29 protein-coding genes are annotated in these 23,909 nt (G+C 68.6%); 24 read left to right on the forward strand and 5 right to left on the reverse strand.

The genetic code is table 11. The features are described 5' to 3' along the window. Positions 1-248 precede the first annotated feature (248 nt). The 19 genes from JOD54_RS15790 to JOD54_RS15880 all read left to right on the forward strand — a co-directional run bounded on the left by JOD54_RS15790 (position 249) and on the right by JOD54_RS15880 (position 16,973). Positions 249-1,673, forward strand: coding sequence for a class I adenylate-forming enzyme family protein (locus tag JOD54_RS15790; RefSeq protein WP_204451258.1), 1,425 nt, complete (start codon positions 249-251; stop codon positions 1,671-1,673). 101 nt (positions 1,674-1,774) lie between these two features. Next, positions 1,775-2,053: an acyl carrier protein gene (locus JOD54_RS15795; protein ID WP_204451259.1), complete on the forward strand. Its 279-nt coding sequence runs from the start codon at positions 1,775-1,777 to the stop codon at positions 2,051-2,053. Continuing rightward, the gene (locus tag JOD54_RS15800) at positions 2,046-2,294 is read left to right on the forward strand and encodes a hypothetical protein (RefSeq protein WP_307860084.1); all 249 of its coding nucleotides are present in this window, start codon (positions 2,046-2,048) and stop codon (positions 2,292-2,294) included. The genes JOD54_RS15795 and JOD54_RS15800 overlap by 8 nt, the downstream gene beginning before the upstream one ends. Further along, positions 2,287-3,417, forward strand: coding sequence for a beta-ketoacyl-[acyl-carrier-protein] synthase family protein (locus JOD54_RS15805; RefSeq protein ID WP_204451260.1), 1,131 nt, complete (start codon positions 2,287-2,289; stop codon positions 3,415-3,417). Before JOD54_RS15800 ends, JOD54_RS15805 begins: the two co-directional genes overlap by 8 nt. Next, positions 3,414-3,992 (forward strand): beta-ketoacyl synthase chain length factor, encoded by a 579-nt coding sequence (locus JOD54_RS15810; protein WP_204451261.1) that lies wholly within the window; start codon positions 3,414-3,416, stop codon positions 3,990-3,992. The genes JOD54_RS15805 and JOD54_RS15810 overlap by 4 nt, the downstream gene beginning before the upstream one ends. Continuing rightward, positions 3,989-5,617, forward strand: a complete 1,629-nt coding sequence (locus JOD54_RS15815) for a class I adenylate-forming enzyme family protein (RefSeq protein WP_204451262.1) — start codon at positions 3,989-3,991, stop codon at positions 5,615-5,617. The genes JOD54_RS15810 and JOD54_RS15815 overlap by 4 nt, the downstream gene beginning before the upstream one ends. Then, a complete protein-coding gene (locus JOD54_RS15820) occupies positions 5,614-6,876 on the forward strand; it encodes a beta-ketoacyl-[acyl-carrier-protein] synthase family protein (protein WP_307860085.1) in 1,263 nt (420 codons plus the stop codon). Before JOD54_RS15815 ends, JOD54_RS15820 begins: the two co-directional genes overlap by 4 nt. Then, a complete protein-coding gene (locus JOD54_RS15825) occupies positions 6,876-7,379 on the forward strand; it encodes a hypothetical protein (RefSeq protein ID WP_204451263.1) in 504 nt (167 codons plus the stop codon). Before JOD54_RS15820 ends, JOD54_RS15825 begins: the two co-directional genes overlap by 1 nt. 145 nt (positions 7,380-7,524) lie before the next feature. Next, on the forward strand, positions 7,525-8,601 hold the full coding sequence (gene hppD, locus JOD54_RS15830; protein WP_204451264.1) for a 4-hydroxyphenylpyruvate dioxygenase: 1,077 nt from the start codon (positions 7,525-7,527) through the stop codon (positions 8,599-8,601). A 49-nt stretch (positions 8,602-8,650) separates the two neighbouring features. Further along, positions 8,651-9,562, forward strand: a complete 912-nt coding sequence (locus tag JOD54_RS15835) for a phytanoyl-CoA dioxygenase family protein (protein WP_204451265.1) — start codon at positions 8,651-8,653, stop codon at positions 9,560-9,562. Between the two features lie 51 nt (positions 9,563-9,613). Continuing rightward, positions 9,614-11,569 carry an FAD/NAD(P)-binding protein gene (locus tag JOD54_RS15840; protein ID WP_204451266.1) on the forward strand — a complete coding sequence of 652 codons (1,956 nt, stop codon included), beginning with the start codon at positions 9,614-9,616 and terminating at the stop codon, positions 11,567-11,569. Between the two features lie 9 nt (positions 11,570-11,578). Then, positions 11,579-12,049, forward strand: coding sequence for an acyl-CoA thioesterase (locus tag JOD54_RS15845; protein ID WP_204451267.1), 471 nt, complete (start codon positions 11,579-11,581; stop codon positions 12,047-12,049). Positions 12,050-12,063: 14 nt separating this feature from the next. Next, entirely contained in the window at positions 12,064-12,852 is a 789-nt protein-coding gene (fabI, locus tag JOD54_RS15850) for an enoyl-ACP reductase FabI (protein WP_204451268.1), read from the forward strand. A gap of 12 nt (positions 12,853-12,864) precedes the next feature. Continuing rightward, entirely contained in the window at positions 12,865-13,797 is a 933-nt protein-coding gene (lipP1, locus tag JOD54_RS15855; RefSeq protein WP_204451269.1) for a LipP1 family hormone-sensitive lipase, read from the forward strand. Between the two features lie 42 nt (positions 13,798-13,839). Next, on the forward strand, positions 13,840-15,162 hold the full coding sequence (locus JOD54_RS15860) for an aminotransferase-like domain-containing protein (protein ID WP_307860087.1): 1,323 nt from the start codon (positions 13,840-13,842) through the stop codon (positions 15,160-15,162). A 114-nt stretch (positions 15,163-15,276) separates the two neighbouring features. Then, complete coding sequence (locus tag JOD54_RS15865; protein WP_204451270.1) at positions 15,277-15,678, forward strand: hypothetical protein; 402 nt, start codon at positions 15,277-15,279, stop codon at positions 15,676-15,678. Then, the gene (locus tag JOD54_RS15870; RefSeq protein WP_204451271.1) at positions 15,675-16,007 is read left to right on the forward strand and encodes a hypothetical protein; all 333 of its coding nucleotides are present in this window, start codon (positions 15,675-15,677) and stop codon (positions 16,005-16,007) included. The genes JOD54_RS15865 and JOD54_RS15870 overlap by 4 nt, the downstream gene beginning before the upstream one ends. Before the next feature lie 93 nt (positions 16,008-16,100). Beyond that, positions 16,101-16,457, forward strand: a complete 357-nt coding sequence (locus JOD54_RS15875) for a hypothetical protein (RefSeq protein WP_204451272.1) — start codon at positions 16,101-16,103, stop codon at positions 16,455-16,457. 57 nt (positions 16,458-16,514) lie between these two features. After that, on the forward strand, positions 16,515-16,973 hold the full coding sequence (locus JOD54_RS15880; RefSeq protein ID WP_204451273.1) for an SMI1/KNR4 family protein: 459 nt from the start codon (positions 16,515-16,517) through the stop codon (positions 16,971-16,973). A 37-nt stretch (positions 16,974-17,010) separates the two neighbouring features. On the opposite strand, the gene JOD54_RS15885 is transcribed toward JOD54_RS15880, so the two are convergent. Then, on the reverse strand, positions 17,011-17,811 hold the full coding sequence (locus JOD54_RS15885; RefSeq protein WP_204451274.1) for a class II glutamine amidotransferase: 801 nt from the start codon (positions 17,809-17,811) through the stop codon (positions 17,011-17,013). A gap of 203 nt (positions 17,812-18,014) precedes the next feature. Between JOD54_RS15885 and JOD54_RS15890 the strand changes: the two genes are divergently transcribed. After that, a complete protein-coding gene (locus JOD54_RS15890; protein ID WP_204451275.1) occupies positions 18,015-18,437 on the forward strand; it encodes a hypothetical protein in 423 nt (140 codons plus the stop codon). A 1-nt stretch (position 18,438) separates the two neighbouring features. Here the strand turns inward: JOD54_RS15890 and JOD54_RS15895 are convergent, their stop codons facing one another. Then, on the reverse strand, positions 18,439-19,926 hold the full coding sequence (locus JOD54_RS15895; RefSeq protein WP_204451276.1) for a substrate-binding domain-containing protein: 1,488 nt from the start codon (positions 19,924-19,926) through the stop codon (positions 18,439-18,441). A gap of 183 nt (positions 19,927-20,109) precedes the next feature. Here JOD54_RS15895 and JOD54_RS15900 point away from each other — a divergent pair, with 183 nt between their 5' ends. Next, the gene (locus JOD54_RS15900) at positions 20,110-20,718 is read left to right on the forward strand and encodes a DUF5701 family protein (RefSeq protein WP_204451277.1); all 609 of its coding nucleotides are present in this window, start codon (positions 20,110-20,112) and stop codon (positions 20,716-20,718) included. 34 nt (positions 20,719-20,752) lie between these two features. Beyond that, a complete protein-coding gene (locus JOD54_RS15905) occupies positions 20,753-21,103 on the forward strand; it encodes a DMT family transporter (RefSeq protein WP_275592661.1) in 351 nt (116 codons plus the stop codon). A gap of 47 nt (positions 21,104-21,150) precedes the next feature. Here JOD54_RS15905 and JOD54_RS15910 read toward each other — a convergent pair whose 3' ends face one another. Beyond that, positions 21,151-21,354 (reverse strand): hypothetical protein, encoded by a 204-nt coding sequence (locus JOD54_RS15910; protein ID WP_204451278.1) that lies wholly within the window; start codon positions 21,352-21,354, stop codon positions 21,151-21,153. Between the two features lie 118 nt (positions 21,355-21,472). Here JOD54_RS15910 and JOD54_RS15915 point away from each other — a divergent pair, with 118 nt between their 5' ends. Both JOD54_RS15915 and JOD54_RS15920 read left to right on the forward strand, forming a co-directional pair. Next, on the forward strand, positions 21,473-22,336 hold the full coding sequence (locus tag JOD54_RS15915; RefSeq protein ID WP_204451279.1) for a helix-turn-helix domain-containing protein: 864 nt from the start codon (positions 21,473-21,475) through the stop codon (positions 22,334-22,336). A 5-nt stretch (positions 22,337-22,341) separates the two neighbouring features. Beyond that, positions 22,342-22,533 carry a DUF397 domain-containing protein gene (locus tag JOD54_RS15920; RefSeq protein ID WP_204451280.1) on the forward strand — a complete coding sequence of 64 codons (192 nt, stop codon included), beginning with the start codon at positions 22,342-22,344 and terminating at the stop codon, positions 22,531-22,533. Here the strand turns inward: JOD54_RS15920 and JOD54_RS15925 are convergent. Together JOD54_RS15925 and JOD54_RS15930 are read right to left on the reverse strand one after the other, a co-directional pair. Beyond that, positions 22,520-23,398 carry a hypothetical protein gene (locus tag JOD54_RS15925; RefSeq protein WP_307860089.1) on the reverse strand — a complete coding sequence of 293 codons (879 nt, stop codon included), beginning with the start codon at positions 23,396-23,398 and terminating at the stop codon, positions 22,520-22,522. The two genes, JOD54_RS15920 and JOD54_RS15925, sit on opposite strands and share 14 nt — an antisense overlap. Positions 23,399-23,597: 199 nt before the next feature. Next, positions 23,598-23,813 carry a hypothetical protein gene (locus tag JOD54_RS15930; protein ID WP_204451281.1) on the reverse strand — a complete coding sequence of 72 codons (216 nt, stop codon included), beginning with the start codon at positions 23,811-23,813 and terminating at the stop codon, positions 23,598-23,600. Between the last annotated feature and the right edge of the window lie 96 nt (positions 23,814-23,909).

The raw sequence follows: 23,909 nt of genomic DNA on the forward strand, positions 1-23,909 counted from the left end.
CGAAACCAGTTGCGCGAATCGCTTGCGGGATCGGGATTGCGCGCAGTAACGTGGTTGTGAGGGGTGAGTTGCCGGGGGCGCTGCCGCGCGGGCGCCGACGGTTTCATCGTCCGATGTAGACATGTGCGCCGGTGTTCGCCGCTGGTGCGACGCGATTGTTCGTCCGCAGACGATATGCGCTGATCTGTCCCATAAGCGATCTTCATTCCCATTGTTGGGCATCGACGTTCGAATGAGGGGGAAACACCATGCCGGGCGAGACCCACTTATCCCTGGTCGCCGAGGCGGCCGGGGCTCCCGCCACCGGGGAGTGGGTGGACGAGCTGCTGCTGGCCGGGGCCGACGGCGAGCTCGCGCTGTGGTTCGGCGCCCCGGTCGAGCGCCGGGCGCTGCGCGCGCTGGTCGACCAGCGCGAACAGGAGCTGCTGGCGGCCGGGCTGGCTCCCGGTGGGAGTGTCTCGCTGCGACTGCCACCCTCGCTCGGCTTCGTCAGCGTGCTGCTCGCCGCCTGGCGCACCGGTGCCCAGGTGTCCCTTTTGGACTACCGGCTCACCCAGCACGAGATCGACCAGGCGGTGGCCAGGCTGCGCCCGCAACTGCTCGTGCAGCCGAGCACGCCGGTCTCCGGTGCGCTGCGCGCGCTGTTCGACGTGGAGCCCGCGTACGTGCCCCAGGCGGGCGGTGAGCGCGCGGCCACCCCGCACTCGTTGATCCAGCTCAGCTCCGGGTCGACCGGCCCCTCGAAGATCATCGGCCGCACCGCGGCCGACGTGATCTCCGAGCTGGACCGCTACAACCGGATCGCGGGCATCCCGCAGCGCGGCGAGCGCGCCGTCGTGCTCGCGTCCATGGTGCACGTCCTCGGCCTGGTCGGCGGGCTGCTGCACGGCCTCAACGCTGGCGTCCCCATGGTGGTGCCGACCAGGGCCACCGTCGACGGCATCCTCAAGGCGCTGGCCGACGGCGACGAGCCGACCACGCTGATCGGCGTCCCGTCGCAGGCCGAGATCCTCGCCGCGGTCGCCGAACCGCCCAAGCTGCCCGGTTTCCGCCGCATGATCACCGGCGGTGAGCTGGTGCGCGCCGAGCTGTGGCGCGCGTTGACCGAGGGCTACGGCATCACCCTGGGCAACATGTACGGGATGACCGAGCTCGGGGTCATCGCCACCGACATCGACGGCGAGCACCGGCCCGCGCTCACCCCGGCCCCCGGCATCGCCGTGCGGGTGGAAGGCGGCGAGGTGCTACTCAGCCGGGAGAGCTCGCCCTACCTCGGCCTGGTCGACCCGTCCCGCTGGGCCGACGGCTGGCTGCACACCCGCGACGCGGGCGAGTTCGACGAGGCCACCGGCCGGGTCACCATCAAGGGCAGGCTCGACTCCCAGGTGTCCATCGGCGGTCTCAAGGTCGACCTCACCGAGGTCGAGCAGACCCTGGCCGAGGCGCCGGGGGTGGACGCCGCGGTGGTGCTCTACGACGAGGGGATCCAGGCGTACGTGTCGGTCTCCGCGCTGGTCGGCCCCGGCGAGATCGACTCCTGGCTGCGCGAGCGGCTGGCCGCCTACAAGCGACCGCGCGCGGTGCACGTGCTCGCCGCGATGCCGCGCACCTCCAGCGGCAAGCTCCTGCGCGACCGGGCCGCGTTGCGCTCCGCGGCCGCCAACAACGACTAGCCACACCGGTCCCCGCCAGGCGCGGCCCCGCCCCGGGTCCGCGCAGGCGCGACCGCGCCCGCACCAGGGCCGGTCGCCAGTTCTGCGACGAGAGGAAAGCCATGAGCAGCAAGGAAGAAGTCCGCGCGTTCGTCATCGAGGCGCTGGTCTCCCTGCAGTACGCGACGCCCGATGTCGCCGGGGACACCCAGCTCGGCCCGGCCGGGTTGGACCTGGAGTCGCTGTCGATGGCCGAGCTGACCGTGCAGCTCGAGGACCGCTTCGGCGTCAAGATCGACGAGGACGAGATCGAGCAGGTCTCGCTGATGACCATCGACGAGTTCGTCGCCGACGTCGCAGGCAGGCTCGAGCCGGTCGCCGAGGGCAGCGTTCGTGAGTGAGACCACCGCGGCACCCACCCGCCAGGACGTCGTGGAGATGATCTCCGGCTACCGCGCCCAGGTGTCCAAGGCCGACACCGAGGACCTCGACTCGCTCGAGCTGGCGTGGCTGCTGCACCAGGCCGAGCAGCGCTACGGCGTCGAGCTCGACCTCGACGACGCCGACCTGTCGCGGATGTACACGGTGGCCGGTGCCGCCGAGGTGCTCGCCGACCTGGTGGGTGGGCGCCGCGATGGCTGAGGGCGGGGTCGGCGTGGTCGTCACCGGGGTGGCCGCGCGCGCGGGCACCGGGTGGGACCTGGCCGCGTTGGGCGAGCGCACCGCGGCGGGTGACCCCGCCTTCACGCCGGTGACCCGCTTCGACGCGAGCCGCTACCGCACCGACCTCGCCGCGCAGTTGCCCGGGGACCCGGTGCTGGCCGACGAGCTGGTCTCGATCGTGGGCGCCGCCTGCGAGCAGGCCGGTCTCGGCGCGGCCGACCGCGTGGTCAGCCCGCTGCTGGTCGCCGTGCACGGCGACCCCGCGGTGGCGCGGCTGCCCGAGTCGGAGCGCACCGGCCCGGGCGCCATCGCCGCCTCGATCGCCCACCGGGCCGGGCTCGGTCCGACGCCCCGGGCGTACATGACCGCCTGCGTGGCGGCCAGCACCGCGGTCGCCGACGCGGCCACGATGATCACCCACGGCCGCGCGCAGCGGGTTGTGGTCGCCGCGGGGTACCTGGTGGAGGAGGACAACTTCGCCCTGTTCAACGCCGGGCGCTCGTTGGCGGGCGACGGGCAGGTGCGCCCGTTCAGCGCGGGTAGGCAGGGCATGCTGCTCGGCGACGGGCTCGCCGCGGTGGTGCTGGAGTCGGCCGAGGAGGCCGACCGGCGCGGCGCGACCCCGCTGGCCCGGATCGCGGGGTGGGGGCGGGCGGGTGACGCCTTCCACATCACCCAGCCCGATCCCGAGGGCGGCGGCATGACCAGGGCCGTCACCGCGGCGCTGCGCAAGGCGGGCCGCGCGCCCGCCGACATCGGCTACATCAACGCGCACGGCACCGGCACCGCGCAGAGCGACGCCGCGGAAACCGCCGCGCTGCACCGCGCGCTCGGCGCGGACGCGGCCCGGATCCCGGTGAGCTCCTCGAAGTCGGTGCACGGCCACACCCTGCAGGCGGGCGGTCTGCTGGAACTGGCGGTCACGGTGCACGCGCTGCGCACCGCCCGGCTGCCGGTCAACGCCGGGTACGTCGGCCCGGACGACAAGTGCGGGCTGAACCTGGTCCTGGACCGACCGTTGGAGCGCGAGGTCGACTACGCGCTCACCGTCAACTCCGCCTTCGGCGGCGCGAACACGGCATTGGTGGTGGCGCGGGTATGACCGGCACCCTGACCTCCACTGTGGACTTGTCCACTGTGGACCTCGTGCTGCTCGCCGAGGCGCGGTGGCCGGGCGCGGACCCGACCGCCGAGCCCGCACCGCTGCCGGGGTTCGTCAACTCGTCCTTCGCCCCGCTGATCGCCCAGGCCGCAGACGACTGCCTGCGCCAGGTGCACGGCGAGGCCCCCGCCCCCGCCGACCGCGGCGACCGCACGGCGGTGGTCGTGGTGAGCACCCGCGGCGACCTCGGCACCGCGAGCGCCGTGGCGGCCGCGGTCGACGGCGGCAAACGGGTGCCGCCGATCCTGTTCTTCCAGTCGGTGGTCAACTCCGCGGCGGGCCGGGTCGCGCTGACCTGGGGCCTGCGCGGACCCGTCGTGTGCACCAGCCCGGTCGACGACCCGGTCGCCGACGCCGTTTCGGTCGCCGACCTGCTGCTGGCCGACGACGCCGCCGACGAGGTCCTGCTGGTGCTCGTCGAGCAGGGCGCCGAAGAGGCGACCGCTCTGCTGCTGGGCAGGGCAGCACCACCAGCAACCGCAGCGCCCACGAACGAGCAGAGGAGTTCGCAGTGACCGTCAAGACAACCCGGGCGCAGCTGGCCGCCGACCCCGACCTGGGCATCGGCAACGTGCTCAGCACGCTCGTGCGCAACGGCTACGGCCTCGACGAGCCGACGCTGAGCTTCGACACCGAGGTCGACGGCCACCCCGCGTGGGAGCCGCTGACCCTGCGGCAGCTGGAGTTCCAGGTCGCCTCGCGCGCCTCGATCTTCCACGCCAAGGGCATCGTCTCGCGCGACCCGGTCGCCATCTACGTGACCGACTCCGCCGACCTGGTGCTCAACTACCTGGCGCTGGCCCGCATCGGCGCGATCCCGGCGCTGGTCAACAAGAACCTGCCCGGCGAGACCGCCGCGCTCTACATCACCAGGGTCCGCCCGGTCGCGGTGATCACCGACGCCGACCACCTGGCCCGCCTCGACGGCCGGGTCGAGGGCGTCGACCTGTTCCTCGATGTCACTGACGTGCTCAACGGCGACCCGTCGGCGGCGCCGCGGCAGTACCGCCACCACGCCGACGACCCGGTGGTGATCACCCACTCCTCGGGCACCACCGGCATGCCCAAGGCCGTCGTCGCCTCGCACTCGAGCCTGTTCGCCTCGGTCCGCCACCGGCTGCGCCTGCCGCGCGCCCAGGGCGTCGACCGGATGCTGAGCGCGCTGCCCGCCAACCACGCGGCCATCGTCATCGCCACCAGCCTGGCGCTGAGCAACCGCTCGCAGCTGCTGTGCCTGTCGGAGCAGTCCGGGACCAAGGTCCTCGAGGCCGTCGACCGCTGGAAGCCGACCTGCGTGCTCGGCTTCGCCGCGACCTGGCCCGAGCTGGTCTCGCACGACCTGACCGGCTACGACGTGTCCTCGGTGCAGTTCTGGTGGAACACCGGCGACTGCGCGCACGAGGCGCACATCCGCAGGCTCATCGCCGCGGGCACCCGCACGGTGGTCACCGCGCAGGGCGTGAGCCAGGTGCCGGGGTCGGCGTTCATCGACGGGCTGGGCTCCACCGAGATGGGCCACTCGCAGTTCTTCATCACCCACACCCCCGACACCGACCGCTACGGCCGCTGCATCGGCAAGCCGCACGCCTTCGCCGACATCGCGGTGCTCGACGACAACGGCGACAAGCTGCCCGTCGGCGAGGTCGGCCAGCTCGGGGTGCGGTCGCCAACCCTGGCGCCGGGGTACTGGAACGACTCGGTGACCACCTACCGCAGCAGGCTCGCCGGGTACTTCCTCACCGGTGACCTCGCCTACCGCGACGCGGAGGGCTACTACTACCACGTCGACCGCGCCGTGGACGCCATCGACCTCGGCGAGGGCAAGCGCTTGTACACCGCGCAGTCCGAGGAGCGGGTGCTCGCGGCCAACCCGGACGTGCTCGACTGCACCGTGGTGGCGGTCAAGGACGACGACGGCCAGGTGGCCGCCGCGGTCCTGCTGACGCTCAACGCGGGCGCCGACACCTCCGTCGACCACACCGCCTCGGTGAAGGCGGCGCTGCCCGAGTACGTCGCCGCCACCATCCGCGAGGTCGTCGTGGTCAACGAGGACGACATCCCGCGCGGCGCCACCGGCAAGGTCCGCAAGGTCGTCCTCCGGCAGCAGCACGCCGACCGGCTCCGCGCGGTGACCGCGTGAGCGCCACGGGCCGCACGGCGGTCATCACCGGCATCGGCATGATCACCCCCGCTGGCCGGGGGCGCACCGAGACCTTCGACGCGCAGTGCGAGGGCCGCTCCGGCATCGTTACCCCGCCGCGCGAGCACGTCGTGGCCACCTGGATCGAGAACGCCGGTGTGGCACCGGAGGTCGACCCGGCGTCCATCTACGACCGGGCCGACCCGTGCCTGGACCGCTACGTGCTGCTCGCGCTGGCCGCGGCCGACGACGCGATCGCCGACGCGGGTCTCGCGGTGGGCGACAACGCCGACCCGCACCGGATCGCCACGGTCGTCTCCAGCGGCGGCGGCGGTCTGCTCACCTACGAGGAGCAGGCCTCGGCGCGCCGGGCCAAGGGGCGCACCGGGATCAGCCCGTACATGATCCCCGGCATCCTGCCGAACATGGCCGCCGCGCGGATCGCGCTGCGGTTCGGCCTGCGCGGCTACAGCGCCGCCGTGGCCACCGCGTGCGCCGCCGGTGCCCAGTCGATCGCCGACGGGCTGCGGCTCATCCGCGCGGGCGACGCGGACGTGGTGGTCTGCGGCGGTACCGACGCGCCGCTGCACCCGAGCATCGCCACCGGGTTCGTCAACGCCCGCGCCACCGCCAACGGCTGGGCCGACCCGACCCAGGCGAGCCGCCCGTTCGACAAGGGCCGCAACGGTTTCGTGCTCAGCGAGGGCTCCTGCGTCGTCGTGCTGGAGAGCGTCGAGCACGCCAACGCCCGCGGTGCGGCCGGGTACGCCGACCTCATCGGCTGGGGCGGCACCACCGACGCGCACCACCTGACCGCGCCGCGCGCCGACGGTGAGGGCGCGGCGGAGGCGATGCGCCGAGCGGTCGCCAACGCCGGTCTCGTCCCGTCCGATGTGGACTACATCAACGCGCACGGCACCAGCACCAAGCGCGGTGACGTCGCCGAGACCAAGGCCGTGCACGACGTGTTCGGCGACCACGCACCCGCGGTCAGCGCGACCAAGTCCGTGATCGGGCACTCGCTCGCGGCCGCTGGCGCGATCGAGGCGGCGGTGACCGCGCTGGCGATCGCCAAGAGCACCCTGCCGCCCACGTTCAACCTGGCCGAGGTCGACCCGCGCTGCGAACTCGACCACGTGCTGGACAAGCCGAGGCAGGGACCGGTGTCGGTCGCGCTGTCGAACTCCTTCGGGTTCGGCGGGCACAACATCAGCCTCGCGCTGGGTCCGGCGAGCACCACGGCGAAGCGGTTCGGCTGATGGACGGGGGCGAGGAGGATTTCGGGCCACCACCGCTGCACGAGTTCTGGTGGCTGCACGACGCGCGCTGGTACCAGGGCGTGTTGCGCCGGTTCGGCCAGGACGCGGCGAACGAGATCAACGCCGAGGCCATCCGGTTCGTGTTCCGCCGAATCGCCCGCTGGTACCGCCACCAGCACGGCCTCGACTTCACCGCGATGTCGCTCGACGAATTCGTCAAGTGGTTCGAGGAAATCCCCAAGGTGTCCTGGAACTCGGAGATGATGACCGCCGAGCACGCGGTGACCGGGGACAACGAGTGGGAAAGCGTCATCACCAAGAACTACTCGCTGCGCATGCTGGCCGCCGCACGTGCGTTGGACGGGTACGAATGCCCGTGTCCGCAGATGCGTGAGGGCTGGTTCGAGGGAATGGGGGTCACCGTGCGTGATTCCCGGGTGTCGTGCGTGCGTACCGGTGGTGAAGTGTGCCGATTCCATGCGGTTATGGACCCCCGGCCATGACGATTGTGGTAAACATGTTCTAGCGCCGGGTCGGCCTCAACAATCGACAAAACACGCGCGGATGATCTCATCACCCGCGTTTATTTCCGGCGCCGTCGAACCCGGTGCCCATCGGTAGCGGAGTCATTCCCGAAAGGGGAAGAAAATGGATATCCAGGACATCGACCACGTCGAGCTCTACGTCGGAGACGTCCAGCAGTCCGCGTTCTACCTGTGCACCGCCTTCGGCTTCCGGGTGGCGGGGCAGGGCGGGCCGGAGACGAGCCTGCCCGACGACCGGTCGCTGCTGCTGCGGCACGGTCGAATACAGCTGCTGCTCACCTCGGGGCTCAACCCGCGCAGCGCGGCCGCCCAGTACGTGGCCCGCCACGGCGACGGCGTGTCCAGCCTGGCCTTCACCGTCGACGACGCCAAGGCCGCCTTCGCCGAGGCCGTGCGCCGCGGCGCGACCGCGGTCGCCGAGCCGGTCACCCACACCGACGGCGACACCAGCGTCACCATCGCCGAGGTCATCGGCTTCGGCGACGTGCGGCACCGGTTCATCGAGCGCCGCGGCGAGCGCGACGAGTTCCTGCCCGGCGTGATCGGCATGCTCACCCACGACGTCGAGGAGGGCGACAGCCTGCTCGACATCGTCGACCACATCGCCGTCTGCCTGCCTGCCGGCACGCTGGCCGACACCGTCCAGTTCTACAAGGACGTCTTCGACTTCGACCAGATCTTCGAGGAGTACATCGAGATCGGCGACCAGGCGATGGACTCCAAGGTGGTGCAGAGCAAGTCCACCAAGGTCACCTTCACCCTGATCGAGCCGGACAGCACCCGCCGCCCCGGCCAGATCGACGACTTCCTGGCCCGCCACGACGGCGCCGGGGTGCAGCACCTGGCGTTCCTCACCGACGACATCGTCGGCTCGGTGGAGACCTTCGCCGCCCGCGGCGTGCAGTTCCTGTCCACCCCGAGCAGCTACTACGACGCGCTGCAGGAGCGGCTGGGCCGGGTCGACCTGGGGGTCGAGGCGCTGCGCCGGACCAACGTGCTCGTCGACCGCGACCACTGGGGTGAGGTCTTCCAGATCTTCACCCGCTCCATCCACGCCCGCGGCACCTACTTCCTGGAGGTCATCGACCGCCACGGTGCCAAGACCTTCGGCAGCGGCAACATCCGCGCGCTCTACGAGGCCGTGCTGCGCGCCTCCGAGAGCCCCGCCACCGCGGGCTGAGCCCGTCCACACCGGGGACAAGCACACAGGGGACAAGAGGGGAACCAGCGTGACCACGCAACTGCGTACGTTCGACCTGACCGACGAAGAGCGCGCGTTACTGCCGACCGACGAAGAGGTCCAGTTCTACGCCGAGCACGGGTGGTACCTGAGCAAGAAGCTGTTCACCGACGAGGAGATCGACACCCTCGTCGCCGCGAGCGAGGCGTACTACGCGGGCCACCGCGACCGCACCCTGCCCGCGCACCCGCCGCGGCTGGCCTACTGGACGCCCGAGAAGGGCGCGGTCCAGCGGCACAACGACTACGTGCACTACGAGGACGACGCCATCGGCGCGATCCTGCGCAAGCCGCTGGTGGGCGCGGTGGCCGCGCGGCTGGCCGAGGCCGAGGAGATCCGGGTCTTCCAGTCGACCCTGATCTACAAGCAGCCCCGGCCCGACGACGTCACCAACATCGTCCCGTGGCACTTCGACAAGCACTACTGGTCGACCTCCACCTCGGAGCGGATGCTGACCGCGTTCATCCCCTTCCACGACTGCACCGAGGAGATGGGCACCATCACCATGGTGGACGGCAGCCACCTGTGGAAGGAGATCGGCGACAACGACACCACCAACCGCCACTTCGCCGACCGCGACCGCTCCGAGCTCGACCAGATGCTGGAGGACAACGCGGCCTTCAACAACGTCGAGGTGAAGAAGGTCCCCATGGAGATCCCCAAGGGGCACATGAGCTTCCACCACTGCAAGACCTACCACGGCAGCGGCGCCAACGTCAGCGACCGCCCGCGCCGCGCGATCTCCCTGCACCTGCAGGACGGCGCCAACGCCTACCGGGACTTCCACACCTCCGACGGCGGCCAGGTCAACTACAACCACGACTTCATCGTGCGCAAGACCGCCGCGGGCACGCCGGACTACGCCGACCCCGAGTTCTGCCCGGTCCTCTGGAAGTCCTGACCGCCCGCCGGTGATCACGTGGGCGGTGGCGCCCCGAGGAGAGGGAACGAGATGGCGTTGAGTGTTGACCCGTCGCGCACCGGTCGGATCGCCGTGTGCGTGGTCGGCATGGGCCCGCGTGGCCTGTCGGTGCTGGAGCGGATCTGCGCCAACGCCAGGGACTTCCCCCGGGTGGAGCTGACCGTCCACGTGGTCGACCCGCACCACCCCGGTGCGGGTGATGTCTGGCGCACCAGCCAGGACCGCCAGCTGCTGTTGAACACCGTCGCCTCGCAGGTGTCGATGTTCACCGACGACAGCGTTGAGCTGGCGGGGCGGTTGGAGGTCGGACCGAGCCTCTATGAGTGGGCGCGGTTCTTGGTGCTGATGGGCAACTCCGAGGGGTACCCGGAAGAGGTGCTGGCTCAGGCCCGCGAGCTCGGACCGGACTCTTACCCCTCTCGGTCGTTCTACGGTCACTACCTCAAGTGGGTGTTCCGCCGCGTAGTGCGGCAGGCTCCCGGGACGGTGCGGGTGGAGGTGCACCGCTCGCGAGCGGTGTCCCTCGAGGACGCCACCAGCACCGCCGACGGGCCGCAGACCGTCTTGCTCGAAGACGGCACCCGACTCGATGACCTTGCCGCGGTCATCTTGGCGCAAGGGCACGTGCGAGTCCGTCCAAGTGCGACAGAGCAGACTTTGTCCGCCTACGCCGCCGAGCACGGCCTTACGTATGTGCTGCCGTCCAACCCGGCTGATGTCGACCTGTCGTCGATCCAGCCGGGTACCGCTGTCGCGTTGCGGGGACTCGGGCTGAACTTCTTCGACCACCTCGCGCTGTTCACCCTGGCGCGCGGCGGGCGGTTCGAGCGGGTCGACGGCCGATTGGTCTACCGCGCTTCAGGGCGCGAACCCAAGCTGTACGCGGGATCCCGCCGCGGCGTGCCGTACCACGCGCGCGGGGAGAACGAGAAAGGCCCGTCTGGTCGCCACGATCCGGTCATCATCACACCCGAGGTCATCGCGGGGCTGCGAGCTCGCGGCGGGATCGACTTCCAGACGGATCTATGGCCGTTGGTCGCCAAAGAGACCGAGACGGTCTACTACACCACGCTGATCACCCAGCGCGAGTGCGGCTGTGTGGCCGATCGGTTCCGCGAGCGCTACCTGGACAAGGCGTGGGGCGACCCGGCAGAGGCTCTATTGCTCGACGAGTACGGCATCCCCACTGCCGACCGGTGGGACTGGGAGCGGATCGCGACCCCGTACCGGGGACAGGTCTTCGCCGACCAAGAGGCGTTCCAGGAGTGGCTGCTCGACTACCTCCGCGCGGACGCCGTGCGGGCGGGGCAGGGCAACGTCACCAACCCGCTCAAGGCCGCGCTGGACGTCATGCGCGACCTGCGCAACGAGATCCGGTTGGTCGTCGACCACAACGGCCTCAGTGGACAGTCGCACCGGGACCACCTGGACGGGCACTACACGCCGCTCAACGCGTTCCTGTCGATCGGTCCGCCCGCGGCCCGCATCGAGCAGACCGTCGCGCTGATCGAGGCGGGCGTGCTGCAGGTGATGGGCCCCGGTGTCAGGGTGCGCGCCGACACCGACCAGCCCGGGTTCGTGCTCGAGTCACCCGCCGTGCCGGGGTCGGTGGTGCGCGCGACCGTGCTGATCGAGGCCCGGCTGCAGGAGATCGACCTGCGCCGGACCGCCGACCCGCTGCTGGGCAGGATGCTGGCTTCCGGTCAGTGCCGCCTGCACCGGGTGGGGGAGTACGAGACCGGTGGTCTCGCCGTCACCGCGCGGCCCTACCGGGTGATCGACGCCGACGACCGTGCGCACCCGCGCCGGTTCGCCTGCGGTGTGCCGACCGAGTCAGTGCACTGGGTGACCGCGGCGGGGATCCGCCCCGGGGTCAACTCGATGATCCTGGGCGATTCGGACGCCATCTCCCTGGCGTGCTTGACCCTGGGCGCCCCGCTACCGCATCAGGTTGAATCCGGCAAACTAACCGCACGGTCGTGCTAGGTTGAGGTCATGACCGAGACACCACTCCGAAGTGGACCGTCGACAGAGCCGGGCACCTTCCGCCACGCCACCCGGGTCTTCTTCGACGAGCTGGACCCGATGGGCATCCTGCACAACGCCAGGTACGCGGTCCACGTCGAGCGGGCCACCGCGGCGTTCTTCGAGAGCAACGGCTTCACCTGGGAGGCCTCGATCGAGGACAACCCGGACAAGTTCCACGCGGTCCGCCGCTTCGAGGTCGACCTGGAGCTGCCGTACCTGGGCACCGGTCCGCTCGACGTGGACCTGTGGCTCGACCACCTGGGCTCCACCAGCCTGCGCTACGGCTTCCGCTGCGTGGGACCCCGGGGCCAGACCCACGCGAGCGGCCTGCGGTCGGTCGTGAAGCTCAACCCCAAGACGTTCCGGCCGGAGCCGTGGACCGACCGGTGGCGCGAGGCGCACCTGTCGGTCCTGGGCCCGGCGCGCTCATCAGGCTGATTGCGGAGGGGACCGTGCCAGGACTGCTCGACGGGAAGCGACTGCTGATCACCGGGGTCATCACCGACTCCTCGATCGCCTTCGAGGTGGCCAAGTACGCCGCCGAGCAGGGCGCCCAGGTCATCCTCACCGGCTTCGGGCGGATGTCGCTGGTCGAGCGCCTGGCCAAGCGCCTCGGGCCCGACGTGCCGGTGGTCGAGCTGGACGTCACCGACGCCGCCCAGCTCGCCACCCTGGCCGACCGGGTCCGCGAGCACAGCGCGTTCGCCGACGGCCTCGACGGCGTCCTGCACGCCATCGCGTACGCCCCGCCCACGTGCCTGGGCGGCGAGTTCAGCCAGGCACCCTGGGACGACGTGCAGACCGCGGTGCACGTGTCGACGTACTCGTTCAACTCGCTCACCGCCGCCTGCCTGCCGCTGCTCGGCCCCGGCTCCTCGGTCGTCGGCCTCGGCTTCGACGGGCAGGTCGCCTGGCCCACCTACAACTGGATGGGCGTGGCCAAGGCGGGCCTGGAGGCGGTCACCCGGTACCTGGCGCGCGAACTCGGGCCGCGCGGCATCCGGGTCAACCTGGTCAACTCCGGTCCGCTGCGCACCAAGGCCGCGGTGTCCATCCCCGGCTTCGCCCAGCTCAAGGCCGACTGGGACACCCACGCCCCGCTGGGCTGGGACCCGCACGACGCGCGCCCGGTGGCCACCTCGGTGTGCGCGCTGTTCTCCGACCTGCTCCCCGCGACCACCGCCTCGGTGCTCATGGTCGATGGCGGCGTGCACGCCATGGGCCTGGCCATGGGCGCCTGAGAGGATCCCGTCATGCCTTTAGACCCTCAGGTCGCCGCGATGCGCGAGCGCAAGATCGCACAAGACACCCCGCCGCTGTACACGCTCACGCTGGCCCAAGCCCGCGCCGATGACCTCGCCTCCATCCAGGCCGCGGGGGGTACGCCGGAACAGGTCGGGTCGGTGGTGGACGACACCTACCCCGGACCGGACGGCGACATCGACATCCGTGTCTATAGGCCGGATGTCGAAGGCCCGCTGCCGGTGCTGTTCTACTTCTTCGGCGGCGGTTGGACTCTTGGCTCCATCGACACCTCTGACGCCATCTGCCGCAGGCTGACCAACGCCGTCGGCTGTGTCACTGTGGTCGTGGGATACCGGTTGGCGCCAGAGCACCGGTTCCCGGCCGCGCTCGAAGACTGCTACGGCGCCGTGGAGTGGTTCGCCGCCAACGGGTCCCGCTATGGCGCGGACGTCACCCGCATCGCGGTAGGCGGGGACAGCGCGGGTGGCAACCTCGCCGCTGTAGTCGCACTGATGGCGCGCGACAGGGGAGGCCCCGCGCTGCGCTGCCAGGCTCTGATCTACCCGAACACGGACTACACGGCGTCCACGGGCTCTATGGCGTCGAACACCGACCCGGCGTTCTTCAACAACCGGTCCGTGGCCTGGTACTGGAGCCACTACCTGGCAGACCCGCCGTCAGAGGGCATGGACCCCCGCGTGTCGCCGCTGCGTGCTCTTGACCACACGGGCCTACCGCCCGCTCTTGTCGTCACCGCCGAGTACGACCCGCTGCGTGACCAAGGCGAGGAGTACGGCCGGAAGTTGTCCGCGGCCGGTGTACCGACGGTGATCAGCCGCTACGACGGTATGGTGCACGGCTTCTTCGCCATGGCGGGCGATGTCGACGCCGGTGCCCGTGCCCAGGAAGAAGTTGCTGCATATCTGCGGAAGTTCCTGTAGTTAAGTGCTCTAGTGGGTGTCCCGACGGCGAGGGGTGCAGGCGTGTCAGTAGAGGCCATGTCGGGGGTGCTGCTGCGGGCGGCCGACCTCCACGGCAGCGTCACCGACCCGGGTATGGAGTCGATGAACTTCCTCAACGAGGTCGTCGGCCGGTTCCCGGACGCGATCTCGTTCGCCCCCGGGCGGCCGTACGAGGGGTTCTTCGAGACCAGCCAGGTGTTCGACTACCTCAAGGCCTACACCGAGTACCTGGCCGACGACCTCGGGTACACCGAGTCCCAGGTGCGGACGAACATCTTCCAGTACGGCCGCACCAACGGGCACATCCACGGCCTGATCGCCCGCACGGTCGCCAACGACGAGGGCATCGAGGTCGACCCGCAAGCGGTTGTCGTCACCGTTGGTTGCCAAGAGGGCATGCTGCTCACCCTGCGTGCCCTCTTCGCAGGCCCCGACGACGTCCTCTTAGTCAGCTCCCCCTGCTACGTCGGCATCACGGGCACCGCGACGGTCCTCGACATCCCCATCCACCCCGTCCCCGAGGGCCCCCACGGCGTCGACCCGGCCGCTGTCGCCGCTGCCGCCGCCGAGGTCCGCGCCGCGGGCAAGCGCCCCCGCGCGATGTACCTGGTCCCCGACTTCGCCAACCCGTCCGGCTCGAGCATGCCGGTGTCCGCCCGCGAGGAGTTGCTCCGGGTCGCGGAGCGGGAAGACCTGCTGCTGCTGGAGGACAACCCGTACGGCTTCTTCCTCCGGGAAGGCAACCCCCGCCCCACCCTCAAGGCCCTCGACCGCGGCAAGCGCGTCATCTACCTGGGTTCCTTCGCCAAAACCGGCTTCCCCGGCGCCCGAGTCGGCTACGTCCTGGCCGACCAACCCGTTCTCGCCCCCGACGGCAGCACCGGCCTGCTCGCCGACTCCCTGTCGAAGATCAAGAGCATGACCACGGTGAACACGGCCGCCCTGAGCCAAGCCGCCATCGGCGGCATGCTCATCCAGGCCGACTGCCGCCTGCGAGACGCCAACTCCCAGGCCATCGCCTTCTACCGCAACAACCTCCAGACCGTGCTGGACCAGCTGGAACACCACTTCCCCGCCGACGTCCGCGCCAACCTGGGCATCTCCTGGAACGCCCCAGAAGGCGGCTTCTTCCTGGTGGTCACCGTCCCCTTCACCGCGGACGACACCGCCCTCAACCGAGCCGCCCGCGACTACGGCGTCCTCTGGACCCCCATGAACTACTTCCACCACGACAACGCCGGCGACCACCAGTTGCGCCTCTCCTGCAGCGCCTTGGACCCCGACACCATTGTCGAGGGCATGACCAGGCTGGCCACCTTCATCAAGGACACCATCCAGAGCTGACGACCGGAAACGAAGTGGAGGGTCCGGGGGCGCGTTCTGCTACCGCGCCCCCGGTCGCCCACGTGGCTTGTGGCGTGCAGGCTGAATCTCGTCTTACGACACCGGTGCCCACCGATGGCGCGCCTTCACGCCATCTTTCGCGCGCCCGACTGGCTAGACCTGTCATTCTCGGAGCGCCGAGTCCTTGGCCGCTTCCCCGTGGGCGATGAAACCCTGACATCCGCCGTACACACCGTCCTCAACAGCGTGGCTGCAACCAACCGGCGACGCCGCCACGCCGGGATACGCCCGCTACTCGTCGGCCGCCGAAAGACCGCACTGCTGGCCCTCCGGCGCGTGGCGGACTACAAGTCAGATCGCCCTACGATGTGGGACGCTGCGGAGCGAGCACAGACGATCCTGGACCTCGACTCAAGCAGCGGAGAGGACGCGGTCAAGGCCACCCTGCACCAGTGGTCCCGCGACGGCGCCGCCCGCTTGAACCTCGTGGACCGTTCCGAGAAAGCCCAACCATGATCGAATCCGACGTCGTCGTCGCCATCAAAGTGGCGGAGTCCCTGAGCCGAGAACTAGACGACGACTACGTAGAGTTCTGGTCACTGCTCTGGCACCTACGCCGAGCCCTACCTGACGCCGACGACCAACTCCTCCGAACGCTGTCCCAAGCAATCCTGACCGCCCTCACCGACTCCAACGTCGCCCTAGGCGACCTGGACGGCAAAACCGGCACATTTCTCCCCTGGGACAACCCATCGACCTCGGTAGCCACAGCAATGTCGATGTGGCAAGACCTCGGCCGCGACCCAAACATGGGCGACATCGGCTGGCTGGCGAGAACCAGGTGAGCAGGGCAGGGGCGACCAGTGCCAGGGCGCCACGTCCACGTAGCCATACTGGAAGGTGTCGAGCGCCAAGGGTGGCACCGGGAGGATCCGGCAATGACTGAGCTGCCCGTCCGCCCTCTCGTCGCGTTCTTGAGGGCTGTGGCGATCCTCGCCCTGGATGCTCCGCACCAGCTGGCCTGGTTGGGCTCTCTGGGGCTGCCTGGTGAACCCGCGATTGCCGACGAACTCGCGCTTGAGTTCGACGATGGTTACCGGTTGTTGCCCCAATTCATTGCGAATGGATGGCTCCAGGCTGATGTGCGGGAACTGCTCGATGCAATCGATGCAGCTCTCTCCACTATGAGCGAAAAGGAGAACCACGATGTTTGGGCGGTGGAGGCCTTGGCCACGGACGAGCGCTGGGAGGATGTCCGTCGCCTAGCTCGGAGCTTCCTGAATCTGTTGACGTAGTCGGCCTCGGTGTTGGGTGCAGTCGGTAATCGGAAGGCCAGGAGGTGAGTGCGCGCAATGGATGCAGGCGACTTCTTTGACTTCTTTGAGTCCCAAGTCAGGCTGTGGCAGCCTGACGCGGCGTTTTCCGGGCTTTCCGATGAGAAGATCGATGAGATCCGTGCCGACCAGGGGGTCGGCCGCCTTCCGTCGTACTACATGGAGTTCCTTCGGAGAATGGGCGGCGGCGCTGGAGGTTTTCTTCAGGGGACTGACGTGTTCTATCCCGAGGTTATAGGTGTTCCTGCGGACACGCGTGAACTGCTGGCTGAGAACGGTGCGGGTCACCTTTTGTCGAGTGATGCTGTGGTCTTCGCAATACATGGAGGCTATCTGGCATACTGGTTTGACGTTGGCTCGGAAAACCCTCCAGTCATCCTCTATCGCGAAGGTAGCTCCGAAATATTGCGAACGTGGGAATCCTTCAGTGTTTTCCTATTGGATGAGCTGGCTCGATGTCTCCGCAGGATTACCTAGCCGGTGGTCTCTGCAGGGTGGCCCTGAGGAAGTAATTTTACTCAGTCGTGCTAGGGGAGAACGGCCGGATCTCTTCCACGCCACCCTGTGTGGTCAGGTAGGTCGATTCAGGTACTTCCCGCCAAGCGCCCCGCAAACTGCCCAGTGGCTCAGAGACGACAAGTCGCGCGTCGTCAGAAAGCAGCTGTAGTTCCCGACTGTCCGGATATTGCTCACGCAGTGTCGAGATGTCGGCACTGTGGAACAGGGAGCGGGAACGGCCCTCGCTGGAGTGGCGAAAAGCCCACGTGGCGTCCCCGTCAGTCGTCGCGACTGTGAGTTGGATCGGGTAGGCGATGCCGTGGCGCTGGCCGACCTGCTCGACGAAACCGATCGCCTGGGCCATGGCGGCGGGCGGGTCGTGTTCCAGGCCCATGGTCAGCGCGAGGTAGAACAGCACCTCCGAGTCCGTCGACCCCTCGATCGCGGGATAGAGATCCGGGTCGACAGCGAGGACCAGGTCGCGTTTGATCTCCGAGAACCCCGCGATCGCCCCGTTGTGCATCCACAGCCAGCGGCCGCGGCGGAACGGGTGGCAGTTGGTCTCCTGCACCGGCGTGCCGGTAGTGGCCCGCACGTGCGCGAACACCCGGCCCGAGGTGACTTGAGCGGCCAGTTCGAGCAGGTTGCTGTCCTGCCAGGCGGGCTGGATGTTGTGGTAGACCCCGGGAATCTCCCGGTCGCCGTACCAACCGATGCCGAAGCCGTCACCATTGGTGGTTTCGACACCGAGTTGTGCCCGTTTGCTTTGCACGATAAGAGAATTCTCAGGTTTGTAGAGCAGGTCCTCCAGCCGCACGGGTGAGCCTGAGTACGCGATCCATCGACACATGCCGACCTCCTTGCGGCCAAGCCCACCACCGCTGTCGCCCCTGGGGCATCGCACACTCTGGATGAGTCCCGGTGGCCGCGCGACAACGGACCACCGTCCGTATACCCTCTCCCTGGTTGTGAGATCGGGGCCTATTTCCGCGCCGAGCATCGGCGACAGAGGGTGATTCTGTGTACTACAAGCTGGACCCGGAGGTTCCGGGTGGAATCGGCGAGCTGAGTGAGCTCGACACCGGGGTTGCGCCTCTCGTGGTCCGTAGACTGCACTACGAGTTCGATTCCTGGTTCGGAGACTGCCTGGGTCAATCCTCCCCCATCTACATCCTGGCCAAGTACGCTGCTGTCGATCTCGAAAGGCACGGATTCAGCGGCTTCAACCTGCGAGAGGTATTGGTCACCAGATCCGAGGTGTGGGAGCAGTTGGACTTGAAGATCACCCTCCCGCAGTTCGTTTGGCTCGATGTCGTAGGGGTGGGTGGCCAACACGATATTGGGCGGGTTGACAAAGCGGGGTTGGTGGTGTCGTCGACGGTGCTGGATGTTCTGAAGTCGCACCGGCTCGATCACTGCAAGATTGTCGAGTTCCCCGGCTGATCTACTTCACCGGCTGGCACAGCACTGGATTCGCCAGGTCCGCGCACGGCTGGTGCCCCTCCACCCGGATGACGTCCCGCCCCACCTCATTCGTCAGGTACCGCAAGAACGCCGCGCCCAGTGAATCTGCGGGCAATTCGTCGAATGTGTACGCGTATTCCGTCTCCCAGAACGGGTACGCGTGGTGGTCGGCTTTCACCAGCTCCGCCTCGTTCCCATCGATCCGTACCGGCACGACTTCTGCCACGTCTGCCGCCGCGTGGGCTTCGCTGTAGCCGATGGCGCCGGGGACGTCCGCGACCGCGCTCAGCACGCTTTCGGTGCTGGGGCGTTCGCACCGGGTGATCTGGTCGGTGGCGAGTTTGTCCAGGGTGCGGCAGTTGGTCGAGTTCGGCGCCGACTCCAGCCGCTGCAGGACGCGGGTTTCCAGGGCGCGGCGGGTGCCGGAGTTGCTCTGCCTGCTGACCAGGTGCACGTCGACGTCGTTGCCGCCCACCTCGGACCAGTTCGCCACCTCGCCCGCGTACAGCGCGCGGATCTGCTCGGTGGACAGGTCCCTGATCCCGGCGTCCGCGTGCACCACCAGGGTGAACAGCGAGAACGCGATCGGGCGACCGATGAGCCTCGGGTACCCATCCGCCTTCGGCCCGTCGGAGAACGCGATGACCGCGGTGGTGCCGCCGGTGCGGTTGAGCCGCTCTATGCCGTCGGCGCTGCCCCCGGTCTCGACCGCGATCCTGGTGTCCCCACAGGTGCGCTCGTACTGCTGGGCCGCGCTGCGCAGCACTGGCGTAAAGGCGGTTGACCCGACCACTACGAGTTGCCCGTGCCCGCAGTCGAGCGGGTCGGGATCACCGAGCAGGCTGCCCACCCCCAACGACGCGATGACGAGCACTAGGAACGCGGTCACCCACCGCGCCCGCCGCGACGGCCCTGTCCGGCTGGCTGTCTCTAGGACCCTCCCGTCACGCACCCCACCCTTGATGGCGCCGACTACGACCGGGTCTGGGTACTGCTCGATCCCGATCCCCTCTAGGACCGCCAACACCTTGTAGTGCGCTTTGCGATTAAGAGGCACCCGCGGCAGATCGATCGTGCTGTCGGCGTAGTCGAGCCCGGACTCTGCGCCGAAGAACTGCTCCAGGTGCGCGTCGCTCAACTCTGTTATGGCCATGTCCACCACGCGCCGCTGCGGGAAGGTGACCCGCAGCCCCACCTTGTCGTCGTCAGGCGCGGCATAGTCACCGCGGTCGACGTTGGTGGCCCCCGCGTTCTCCACCCGCAGCAGCACCAGGGTCGGGTCGGCGAGCACGGTGTCGCTGTCGCCCACCCGCAGCCGCAGCGGTCCTCCGGGGCGTTCGCCCACCCGGATCCTGGTGTCCAGCTGCACCCGGTACCCGAGCCGCTTGCGCCCGACGACCAGCGACTCCCACAGGAAGGTCACGATCGGCACCGCCACACCGATGGCCGCGATGAGCAGCTCCCACATGGCTCCTCCGGGGGTGAGACAGCGCGACCGTACCGATCGTCGAGGTCCGTCCACCCTGGACGCGCGAGCGTGTCGGCCAGTGTTAACCCGGAGTTTGACCCGTTCGTGGTAGGCGCGGGAACACCACGCGGGTCGCGTGCGTTGGACGGGGACCCACCCGCACCCTTCCTGGGAGGCTCGCGCGTGCTTGCGTCTCTTCCGTCACTCGACAAGCAGGTCCAACGGCTCTGGGACCTCGGTATCCCCGAGTTGGCCGGACTCTCTGAGCAGGACTTGGCCATAGAGGGTCCCGACAACGCGTTGCTGGTCGTCCACCCCGAACGCCTTAAGGCGTCAGCGCTGGCTCCCTTGTTGCGGCACAAGGACAAGCCGGGCTTCGTAGTGGTCGACATGGTGGACTTGGACGACTTCGCGCCGACGGTGGAGTTGCCCGACAAGCCCGTCTACCTGGTGACCGACATAGACCGCGGCGATGACATGGCCAACTGGACGCCAGATGAGGCGCTGCCAGCGATCGGCGGTAAGAGCCGCTCGCCGCTGACAGTGGGGGAGGGCATCCAGTGGCTTCTCCACGAGCCCGAGGCGCTCGAGCGCAACCTGTGCTTCATGACCATCGCGTCGCGCCTACGCAAACCGAGCGGCAAGTTCGACACCCGCACCCCCGCGATCTGGATCAGCAACGGCACCGGCCGCGACGGCAGAGCGAACAAGGACGCCCCCAAGGTCGGCTGGTGCTGGTGGGGTAACCGCCACACCTGGCTCGGTTTCGCCTCCGCCGCGAGCCGGGTCTGACCCCGAGGTGGACATCCGTACATTCGACGTACGGATGTCCACCCCTCGGGAGTGCGAGATGCTGGCGTGGGTCTACCTCGGCTTGGCCATCACCTTCGAGGTGGTCGCCACCAGCCTGATGAAGTCGACGCAGGGCTTCACCCAGCTCTGGCCGACCGTGGCCGTGCTCGCGGGCTACGCGGTCGCGTTTTTCATGCTGGCCAAAGCATTGCAACAGGGCATGGCCATCGGCGTCGGCTACGCCATCTGGTCCGCGCTCGGTACCACGGTCATCGTGATCATCGGCGCCCTGTTCCTCAACGAGGCGATCACCCCGGTCAAGGTCATCGGTGTGGTCTTGGTCGTCGCGGGCGTTGTCACCCTCAACCTCGGCGGCGCCCACTGACCCACTACCGCCGCCGTACGGCGCCTGGCGGTTGCTGATAGTTTCCCCTAGCTCAACTGGCTGATCGCCGAGTTGGCCAGGTCGACCAGTTGCGCGAGGTTGTTCCTGCTCATGGTCATCGTGTACTCGCCTGCCTGCCCGAACTGCAGCGTCGCCTGCCCGTTCTCGACGGACTCCAGCCGCATCGGGACGTCGTGCGCGAGGTCGATCCAGGCCTCGACAGAAACGCCCGGTTGGGTGAACAGTGCCATGGGGAACCGCCTTGTGTCGTAGAGTGATCGGGACTTAAGCCCGACTGTCGCCCTGAAGATTAGGGCGACAGTCGGGCATCGACAAGACGCACAATCGGGTGAACCGAAGGGGTCGGCCATGGGCCACGCGCGGCCTACATTCGAACGCAGGCAACTGGGCCTGGTCCTGCGCCGGTTGCGGGAACGCTCCGGCATGACCCAACAGGCCAGCGCCGAGGTCCTCGGCAAGGTCCGCTCCCGGATCGTCCAGTTGGAGGACGGCAGCGCCACCGCCAGCATGGAAGACCTGGACAAACTCCTGGACTGCTACGCCGTCACCGGCGACGAACGCGCCACGGTCGTAGAACTAGGCCAACAAGCCCGCCGCCGCCAAAAGCGCCGCGTCCATGTAGACAATCTGCCAGACGCCTACCGCCGCTTCGCCGACTTGGAAGCCAGCGCGTCGGAAATCAACTGCTTCGAGACCGGGGTCATCCCTGGTCTGCTCCAGTCCGAGGGCTACATCCAAGCTTTGCTTGCCGAAGCGGACGGCGTGCTGTGGTCCGCAGATGACTCCCAAGGCGAAGATCGTTCGGTCTACCGCCTGGATCGCCAGTCTCGGCTGCTGGGCGAAGGGGATCGGCGCATCATGCGTTTCGTCGTTACCGAGGACGCCTTGCGCGCCAACATGGGTGCGCCCGAAGTGATGCGCGAACAGTTGACGCACCTGCTCGCGCTGATCGACAAGATGCCAGACCTGAACATCCGTGTCCTGCAAGCAGACTCCTACGGCAACCCGTTGCGAGGATCTGGCTTGACGATCTTCGGCTTCGGTGAGCGTGGGACATCGATCGGCTACTCATCACCCGTTTTCGGTCCGTCAACTTATTACGACGGTGAACCAGAAGCCACGGCTATGCTTCGAGCGTTCTACCGGTCTTGGGAGGCGGCCTTGAGCCGCGAAGCGTCCCGCCGGTTGATTCAGCACATCGCGAAGGAGTAGCTCCCATGGTTGCCCAGGTCTGGGACACAGGTTGGTTCAAGAGCAGTCGTAGTACGGCGGCTACTGAGAACTGTGTCGAGGTCCGTCTGACCACCACCACCGTCGGCATCCGCGACACCAAGAACCGCGCGGCAGGCGCCCTCTCCGTTCGCCCGGCCACCTGGTCCGCCCTGCTCGCCGACCTCAAGAACGCCTAGCCAACCGCCAGCTCACGTAGTCCCGCGCCAACCCCGCCCGCCGAGACGACCCCTGGCCACTGACTGCGATGTGGGTCCAGAGCCCCGCGACATAAGCCGCCCACGCCGTGAGCACCCGCTCGTCAACCCCGACGAACGTGCCGCGGGCTCTGGCCCATCCCTCAGCGTTCTCCGGCCCGTGCCCCGCCTCGATCAACCGCAAGATCATGAATGCCGTGTCGACCCACCGCGCCCCGGCACCGGGAAACCCCCAGTCCACCACGCGGACGTCCCCACCAGCCCCGATGACGAACTGGTCCCCGTGCAAGTCGGTGTGCAGCAGCCGGTCACCCTCGACCATCGCGGGCACCTCCGCGCTGAGCCGGCTCATCTCCTCGACATCAACGTCGGCGACCACCTCGGGCGCAACCCCCGCAACCCTCTCCCACCAGTCCGTCGGCGCCCACCGATCCCGCAGCGGCCGCATCCCACCGGCCCCCAGCCCGGCGATCCGCTCGACCACCTCAGCCACCACAGGAAGGTCCGGCGACCCCGGCGCCAGACTGGCAGACCGCCCCGGCACGAACTCGAACCCCACGACCAGCCAGTCCTCACCCACCTCGGTCGCGGTGAGGTCAGCGTGGAACAACACCTCTGGCGCCACCCCCACCGCCGCCCCGCTCCCCGCGATCTCGTTCCGCAACCACCGCATCCGCCGACTGATCCCAGCGACCGCCTTCACGAACGCCCGCTCCCCACCCGCGCCCCGCACAACGGTCGCCACATCGCTGGCACTGCCCCCGTCGACTTCCAGCGCCTCGACCACCACACCAACGTGCTGCTCAGCGATGTCCTGAATGGGTCTCGGCAGGTCCTCCCACTTCACTCCAGAGGTCCTTCCACAGTCAGTCCTTCTTGCGGGTGTCTGAGTTCTCGTTGCCGTCCTTGCCCGAGTTGCTGCAGTTGCCATCCTCGTGGCATTGGCCGCACTGGGCGCGTAGTGGCCACAGGGTCATCAGGCACGTGGTGGAGGAACCCACCCCCCGGTCGCCCGCACAGCGTCGCGTACGCCTTGGTGTCCAAGATCAGTTGATCCACCCCAAGTCGACCATCTCACTCGGCACCAACCCGCCACCGGACTCTTGTGCTGCCGCCGCCAGGAACGCCAACGCCCGATCAACGATTCGTTCGGCGAGGTGGGAGACGTGCGGGAGGGATGCGGCCACCCGCACTGCCACTCGGCTGAACAGGTCTGGAGCGACCAGTTCGGTGCTCGAACCGTGGATTCGGACGCTACGCACCTTGGCGGGCTTGTGCTGTGCCCGTCGGGGTGTTCCTGCCCTGGAGCCGTTGAGGTGGCGCCAACCAGCGGGCGAACACGTCGATCAGCCCACACC

This window comes from Actinokineospora baliensis (assembly GCF_016907695.1).
Taxonomy (GTDB): domain Bacteria; phylum Actinomycetota; class Actinomycetes; order Mycobacteriales; family Pseudonocardiaceae; genus Actinokineospora; species Actinokineospora baliensis.

Coding starts and splice junctions, on each gene's coding strand:
- JOD54_RS15870 (WP_204451271.1), top strand. CDS start 15,675: ATGATCGAATCCGACGTCGTCGTCGCCATCAAAGTGGCGGAGTCCCTG.
- JOD54_RS15805 (WP_204451260.1), top strand. CDS start 2,287: ATGGCTGAGGGCGGGGTCGGCGTGGTCGTCACCGGGGTGGCCGCGCGC.
- hppD (WP_204451264.1), top strand. CDS start 7,525: ATGGATATCCAGGACATCGACCACGTCGAGCTCTACGTCGGAGACGTC.
- JOD54_RS15790 (WP_204451258.1), top strand. CDS start 249: ATGCCGGGCGAGACCCACTTATCCCTGGTCGCCGAGGCGGCCGGGGCT.
- JOD54_RS15915 (WP_204451279.1), top strand. CDS start 21,473: ATGGGCCACGCGCGGCCTACATTCGAACGCAGGCAACTGGGCCTGGTC.
- JOD54_RS15875 (WP_204451272.1), top strand. CDS start 16,101: ATGACTGAGCTGCCCGTCCGCCCTCTCGTCGCGTTCTTGAGGGCTGTG.
- JOD54_RS15795 (WP_204451259.1), top strand. CDS start 1,775: ATGAGCAGCAAGGAAGAAGTCCGCGCGTTCGTCATCGAGGCGCTGGTC.
- JOD54_RS15880 (WP_204451273.1), top strand. CDS start 16,515: ATGGATGCAGGCGACTTCTTTGACTTCTTTGAGTCCCAAGTCAGGCTG.
- JOD54_RS15895 (WP_204451276.1), bottom strand. CDS start 19,926: ATGTGGGAGCTGCTCATCGCGGCCATCGGTGTGGCGGTGCCGATCGTG.
- lipP1 (WP_204451269.1), top strand. CDS start 12,865: ATGCCTTTAGACCCTCAGGTCGCCGCGATGCGCGAGCGCAAGATCGCA.
- JOD54_RS15845 (WP_204451267.1), top strand. CDS start 11,579: ATGACCGAGACACCACTCCGAAGTGGACCGTCGACAGAGCCGGGCACC.
- JOD54_RS15910 (WP_204451278.1), bottom strand. CDS start 21,354: ATGGCACTGTTCACCCAACCGGGCGTTTCTGTCGAGGCCTGGATCGAC.
- JOD54_RS15920 (WP_204451280.1), top strand. CDS start 22,342: ATGGTTGCCCAGGTCTGGGACACAGGTTGGTTCAAGAGCAGTCGTAGT.
- JOD54_RS15865 (WP_204451270.1), top strand. CDS start 15,277: ATGGCGCGCCTTCACGCCATCTTTCGCGCGCCCGACTGGCTAGACCTG.
- JOD54_RS15905 (WP_275592661.1), top strand. CDS start 20,753: ATGTCCACCCCTCGGGAGTGCGAGATGCTGGCGTGGGTCTACCTCGGC.
- JOD54_RS15825 (WP_204451263.1), top strand. CDS start 6,876: ATGGACGGGGGCGAGGAGGATTTCGGGCCACCACCGCTGCACGAGTTC.
- JOD54_RS15810 (WP_204451261.1), top strand. CDS start 3,414: ATGACCGGCACCCTGACCTCCACTGTGGACTTGTCCACTGTGGACCTC.
- JOD54_RS15840 (WP_204451266.1), top strand. CDS start 9,614: ATGGCGTTGAGTGTTGACCCGTCGCGCACCGGTCGGATCGCCGTGTGC.